At 52.1% G+C, this 6,368-nt stretch carries 6 protein-coding genes and 1 pseudogene; 3 read left to right on the forward strand and 4 right to left on the reverse strand.

Annotated features, from left to right (window positions below):
• Positions 1–125: 125 nt before the first annotated feature.
• On the reverse strand, positions 126–1,358 hold the full coding sequence (locus ABVS03_RS11330) for a lipopolysaccharide biosynthesis protein (RefSeq protein ID WP_368019186.1): 1,233 nt from the start codon (positions 1,356–1,358) through the stop codon (positions 126–128).
• A 261-nt stretch (positions 1,359–1,619) separates the two neighbouring features.
• On the opposite strand from ABVS03_RS11330, the gene ABVS03_RS11335 reads away from it, so the two are divergent.
• On the forward strand, positions 1,620–2,474 hold the full coding sequence (locus tag ABVS03_RS11335) for a phosphorylcholine transferase LicD (protein ID WP_368019187.1): 855 nt from the start codon (positions 1,620–1,622) through the stop codon (positions 2,472–2,474).
• Here the strand turns inward: ABVS03_RS11335 and ABVS03_RS11340 are convergent.
• The 3 genes and pseudogenes from ABVS03_RS11340 to tnpA form a co-directional block, all read right to left on the reverse strand.
• Complete coding sequence (locus tag ABVS03_RS11340; protein WP_368019188.1) at positions 2,454–2,915, reverse strand: hypothetical protein; 462 nt, start codon at positions 2,913–2,915, stop codon at positions 2,454–2,456. The two genes, ABVS03_RS11335 and ABVS03_RS11340, sit on opposite strands and share 21 nt — an antisense overlap.
• 15 nt (positions 2,916–2,930) lie before the next feature.
• Positions 2,931–3,074 (reverse strand): hypothetical protein, encoded by a 144-nt coding sequence (locus ABVS03_RS11345; protein ID WP_368019189.1) that lies wholly within the window; start codon positions 3,072–3,074, stop codon positions 2,931–2,933.
• A gap of 371 nt (positions 3,075–3,445) precedes the next feature.
• Positions 3,446–3,889: pseudogene (tnpA, locus tag ABVS03_RS11350) on the reverse strand (IS200/IS605 family transposase).
• A gap of 1,000 nt (positions 3,890–4,889) precedes the next feature.
• On the opposite strand from tnpA, the gene ABVS03_RS11355 reads away from it, so the two are divergent.
• The gene (locus tag ABVS03_RS11355; RefSeq protein WP_368019190.1) at positions 4,890–5,765 is read left to right on the forward strand and encodes an acyltransferase; all 876 of its coding nucleotides are present in this window, start codon (positions 4,890–4,892) and stop codon (positions 5,763–5,765) included.
• A 393-nt stretch (positions 5,766–6,158) separates the two neighbouring features.
• Positions 6,159–6,284, forward strand: a complete 126-nt coding sequence (locus ABVS03_RS11360; protein ID WP_368019191.1) for an ATP-binding protein — start codon at positions 6,159–6,161, stop codon at positions 6,282–6,284.
• Positions 6,285–6,368 lie beyond the last annotated feature (84 nt).

Raw genomic sequence — 6,368 nt, forward strand, 5'->3', positions numbered from 1 at the left:
CCACTTTACTCCGCTTGCAGCCTTCTCTCAGCTTCCTTTGGATTACTGGTATACAAAATGAAATCTGTCTGAATCCATATCTCCCTATAGCATGTGGAGCCAACGATTCTCCAATGGGAAAGACGCTACTTCTGTCTTTTGAAGCTGTAGAAAAACGCAATAAGGAACAGTACGCAGAGGAGAGCCATTGAAAGGTCGTAAGTGAAGACTGCGCCCATCAGCTGATATGAGGCTATCAACCAGCCCGATATACCATGGGCAAGCAAATCTGCCCCCAAGTAGCAGATTACGACCAGTATCTGCGAACGCATCGTAACCAGCGAATAATAGAGGATGACGCTCAAGGCATTGAATGCTCCCCCGAGGATGATGATCAGAAGCGCCGGGAGATACGCATCGAGATTCACACCATAAAGCAGGGACAGTATCGGGATTCCTATGAAATAAGCCGCTATCTCGCCGAGCACCGATACGCCAGCAATGATTCCAACACACTTCAGAAGGAGGTGCAGGAAATCATCCAGCTTGCGAAGTTCAAGCATCTCAGCAAGCGATGTCAGAAGCGGCTTGAAGACAAAGCCAACCAAGAGATTAATGACAAGCGCCGGCATGTAGATGATGGCGTAAATGGTCTGGTCGGTATTGCTAAGCGTCCCCGCAATTCCGTAACGGGGCACATTGATGAGATCGCTCTGCAGAAACGATCCAAGAAAGAGTGGAAGGCAGGCCGCGAAGAGAAGCCCCAGAGGCTTCAGATCGAAAGACGGCCGGATACTGCCGAAGTTCCGCGCTGCTGGAATATTGAGCCAGATAAGGGCGACAAGCGAGACGACAGCAGTAATGATGCAGGTAGCCATGAGGTTCTCGGTGATAACGAGAGCAGCCGTAAATACTACTGTCGATATGAGCGACCGCAAGAACAGGGCCCGTCCTGCTATATCGAGTCGACCTTTCTGCTGGAACATACCATGGAAAACATCTTCTGCTGCATCGAAGAATCTGAGCCCCGCCACAGAGAATGCCAGGCCAGCCTCATAGGAAAAACCATAGGTCCAAAGCGCATAGCAGCAAATTGCAAGAAGCATGGCAAGGCACGTGATGCAGCGCGACCCAAAGTAGGTCCCAAACCTGAACCGACCTTTGATATCTGTGGCCTGATAAGGCCGCATCTCGAATGCTCCAAGAATCTGGTACTGCTGCCCTACCGCAAAGGCCAGCGAGAAGATGCCGCCAAGCTCAGCACCAAGCGTGCGCGTCACAACTATGAGAAGCAGGGCGCTTGAAAGGGAAGTCATGAGACTTCCCAGCGTATTCCAGAAATAGTTCTTCTTGAGCTGCTGCGATTCCGCGCTATCCATCTGCACACCTCTCTTGAGCTATTCAGCGCATGTTCTCATCCACAAAGCGGATGGCCTTTTAGGCTTGCGAAACCACGACAGCTGAAGGCATTATGCAGCCAACTATTTATAGACCGGCTCCTAGAATTCTGGTCTCATCGAGAAATGGTTTCAATCCCATATTCAGAATTACAGGAGCATGTATGATAAGAGTAAAGTTTTTTGAAAGATTCGGCAGATAGCTGTATCTTACCTAAATCGTCAGAAAGCGTGAACACGGCCGTGAAGTTCGTAGATTATTCCGATCCTGAAGAACTCAAGCATGTGCAGAGCCTTCTCCTCAAGCTCATCAAGGAACTTAAACGAGTCTGTGATGAGCTTGGCATACAGTTCTTTGCCTATGGCGGAACAGCAATCGGCGCAATCCGCCATCATGGTTTTATACCATGGGACGACGACGTGGACGTCGGACTGCTGCGTAGCGACTATGAGCTCCTGCTTAAGGAAGCACCAAAACTTCTGGGAGACGAGTATGAACTCGTAAACTATAAGACGAATCCCGACTATCCAGCCAACATCTCCATCTTGGCACTCAAAGACACTCTCATGGTGCCTGACACTTTCAAGCGCTGCCATTATCAGTATCCTATCCGTATCGACATTTTTGCCTTCGACAACCGTGTTGAAGACGATGGTCTCTTCCGCAAACAGTGCCGGAGTTCCTGGCTCTGGGGCAGGCTCACCTTCCTGCGAGGCACCGCTACGCCATACATTAGCTTCAATGGCCCGAAGGAGAAGGCGGTGCTGGCCCTGTGCGGACTTGCCCATGGATTGCTCGTTCTCTTCCATGTGCCGCAGAGCTGGATTTGCCGCAAATGGGAAGAGAATGCAACGAAATACAACGACCTGCCATCAGACATCTTGGTGGACTTTACCGATCGCTTCCCAGAGAAATGGGAGATGAGCAGAGATGAGCTGCTTCCACTCCTTGAAGTTCCCTTCGAGGATGCAACCATATTTGTCCCCAATAAATATGATGTTGTTCTGACCCGAGGCTACGGCAACTATATGGAGCTCCCGCCAAAAGAGGACAGAAAGAATCACCATCCAGCTGTTCTAGACTTTGGCCAGTATTGAGGGATTGATTCTCAAATCGTCTCTTAAGCTAAGATGCATACCGATAGCAGAGGTGCTCTCCAATGAGGCCCCTCTGCACTTCATAGATACGAAATATCTCAGACAAGATCGATGCTCACATAAATGCCAAGAGTCGCTTTTGGGCTTTTCAACATCTATCTGCATAACTTCGAGCACCCAGGCGGAATGCCTCTCCGCGAACGTCCGGCTCCCCCACACCTTCCGTTTGAGTATTTGCACAGGCTGGAACCGGTCATGGGACATCGATGGCTTGCCTTCGGCTTTCAGGGCGTCTGCATACTTGCCGTGCAGCAGCCTGAGCGTCACGCCGGTCTTCCTGAGCTCCCTGTGGACCGCACCCCAGTCGGGGTCGTGATAGACGCATTCGGTCCCGTCCGCCTTCTCCGGGAAGAGCCTCGAACAGGGCTCGCCCTCGTCCATGCCTTCTGCATCCTGCTAGGAGATCCTCTCCCTCTCTGCCGCCTCGGCGACAGCCTGGATGCTGTGCTTCGACACCCCGAGCGACCTTGCGATCGCGTTGCGGGATGTCCCTGCGGCCAGCTGCTGCAGTATCAGCCTGGCCTTGATCTTCCTTGCCATGCTTTCCTCCTTCGTCTCGTCGGGACATGGCAGGAGGAAACTATCAGCCGCACGCAAGGACAGCTGCCTGCTTTCAGCAGGCGGTGCCGGAGCGCAATAATCGGCTAGAGGACGGCTGGTGCCGAATCACGGCAGCCGCAGTGCCGGTACGGACTAATACTCGCTGTTTTCGAATCCGCCCACTACGGACGGAGATGCCCTGAAGGCATTAACGAGCTCGGCCTGTTCAGTCCAGCGTTTATTCTTGCCTTTCTGAGCGATTGCCCGACGGCACGTTCCCCCACATCCTTGGAATGCATGAACGCATAATTCTTGTCTGTCATTCTTACTCATATGGGAGGCGGAAGAGGGATAGATGTCTTCTTTGCTGTCTAGTCCTCGTACTCCCTGGCGCTGAGCTTGTCGAGGGCGATGTCCGCGGCTTCCTGCTCCCGGATGTACTTCGCGATCGTGGCCTCGTTCAGGCCGACAGTGGACACGTAGTAGCCTTCCGCCCAGAACTTCCTGTTCCCGAACTTGTATTTCAGGTTGGCATGCTTGTCGAACATGAGGAGAGAGCTCTTCCCCTTCAGGTATCCCATAAAGCTCGATACGCTGATCTTGGGCGGGATGCTCACCAGCATGTGCACGTGGTCTGGCATCAGGTGCCCCTCTATTATCTCGACCCCCTTCCATTGGCAGAGGTTCCTGAGGATCTCCCCCAGGTCCTTCCGGTATTGGTTGCAGATGGCCTTTCTCCCATGCTTTGGTCAGAACACGATGCGGTACTTGCACATCCATTTCGTGTGCGCAAGGCTGTTCGCCTTCTGTGCCATGGTGTTCTCCTTCCTCTCGCGGCCGGCGACCCGAGCAATCGCCATCCTGGGGAGGGAGGAGTTTCGCTGCATGGCATAGTTGCCTTCCGCCCGCACAGCGGGTGGATTTTCATGCCGCGCGTTCCGCGCGGCACAGGCTAAGGCCTCCAAGAAAAAGCCAGTTCAGAGTTGGCTTACGCGGCTCTGGACCATATCCCAGACCCTGAAGAGTCATGGCGTTGCAAGCTAAAGGCGGGTTGTTCGATAACACGCTCCGGAGGCTGAGAAATGTTGTGCAACAAACAAGTGGTAGCATAAGCTAAATTCAGTCTGAATCAAGTTATCTGCAAGGGAAAGAGGAAGTCCATTGATCTATGCATGTAGCACTTCGAACTGAAGCAGGAGCTCGCCCCGGCCCGGATAGCCATCCTCATACCGGCGTCTCCCAGCAACAGCTTTCAATCCAGCAGGGTACATCGCCAGCATCGTGGCCCATCCAGCTTCTGTGGAGACGCAGAGCCAGTGGATTCAGAGCGGAAGTGGATGGTAGTACCGAAATGTCCACTGCACCTATCCAGCGAGCTGCTTGAAGCATATAGATGACGACTGGTGCCACTTCGATGTCTCCCGCTGAATGCAGACCAACTGGCTGAGCGACAGACGCATCTGGCTCTGCCCTCCAGGTGGGATTCATAGCAACAAGTTGACAGCGGATAGATGATTTCTGGTATTGTCTCTCGGTCTCCCATGACCGCTGGATATGAAACTCCTATCTCGGCTCCAGCAATGCCATCCGGCCGAACGCTTGGGTTCCCGATGGCCACTACATAGTTATCGACGGCGTCTGAATGACGGGAGAACAGGTTTTCAACATGAACATGCGCACTCGTATTGGATACATTGATATTCTCAATGTAATATCTGCGTTTGCGGTAGTCTTGCTGCACACCAACGGCAGTTTCTGGCATGGTCCATCGAGTCCCAACTGGATGTTTTCGAACTTCATTGAGACAGCTTTCTATTGGCCGGTGCCTATTTTTTTATGATATCCGGCATTACATTAATGGACTATCATGAGAGAATGACAACGAAGGAGTACTTCATCCGCCGTATCAATAAGACGCTTATACCTTATATTGCTTGGTGCATGATTTCTGTACTATATGCATTAGCCTCGAACAGGTTTATGGGAGCGTCTTACAGCGTCTCGTTCCGTGCGATTCTCTCAAATTTTATTACGCCAACCTATGTCCACGCATATTGGTTCTTTCCTGCCATCTTCGGCATCTATCTTTCGATTCCAGCTTTTGCTTGTCTTAAGCCCCGTGAAAAATGTTTTGATTATCTCATTCTCTGTGCACTTCTTTTTAATAGCCTTGCTCCTCTTTTATCATCGATGGCAGGCATTGCTTGGAACTATGATTTTGTACCATCGGCAGCTCTTGGCTATGCTGTCTACCCTTTGTTGGGGTGGCGTCTCACTCATATTGAGCTTACGGCGCGTCAACGGCATGGATTATATCTTGCCGGTGTCCTTGCGTGGCTAGTTCAGTTTTCTGGTACGGCATTGTTGAGTAACCCCGAAACAGGTATCTCCACAGTTTTTAAGGGGTATCAGAATTTACCTGCTGTCATACAGGCCGCGGCGGTCTTAATATTTGTAAAGCAGATACATTGGGGCAAGCGAGTATCTCGTATTGCAGCAGAACTCTCTAAATATACATTTGGCGTATATCTCCTACATTGCTATCCTGTATTCATTTTGCCTGCCATCGCTGGATTTAGTGATGCGCTAGTTTCTTGGAAGATTGTAGGTGCTTTCGCAATATTTGCATCATGCTGCGTAATAACTGCAATTATGCAGCATATTCCTATCATAAGACGCATTGTTCCATGAGATTATCTAAGAATCTCATTGCAGACGATATGACGGTCGGTTGAATTTCAGAATGCAACATTGCAATCCGAGATGCAGCAGGTGCGTCGAGTCCTGCAGGAATGGCCTCGGATCCGTTGCGCCTTCCTCTGCAGACGGCTTCCAGGCGTCCGAGAGGATGCCAGCCATCGATGCCGGGCCTTCAGGTCCATGCTTGTGCCGGACCCCGTCCCTGGAGCTGCAGGACTTGCTGGAACGCCCAGAGGCCCCTGGATCTCTCGCAGGCATATGGGCGCGCCTGCTGCGTGAAGAGGCTCAGAACCTACTACCTCAAGGCGAGCGAGCTGCGCGACAGCGACAGGCTCTCCAGGGCGGCAGAGCGGAGGGTCTGCCCAGCACGAGGTCGCAGCGCTCGTGAAGCCCTCGTGCCTCATCGTGGACGAAATCGGGAGGTGCAGGTTCGACAGGGCATGCACCGACATGTTCTTCGACATCGTCGACCGCCGCTACGAGAAGGTGTGTTTTGTCAAGCAGAAGTGAACGGTAATATCACCAGGAATTGAACGCTGCAGGCACGGGAACCGGACATCCGGTGTTCAATTCCTGTGCCTGAATGCGCCGCGT

Source organism: Olsenella sp. AGMB03486, from assembly GCF_040884255.1.
Classification (GTDB): domain Bacteria; phylum Actinomycetota; class Coriobacteriia; order Coriobacteriales; family Atopobiaceae; genus Olsenella_L; species Olsenella_L kribbiana.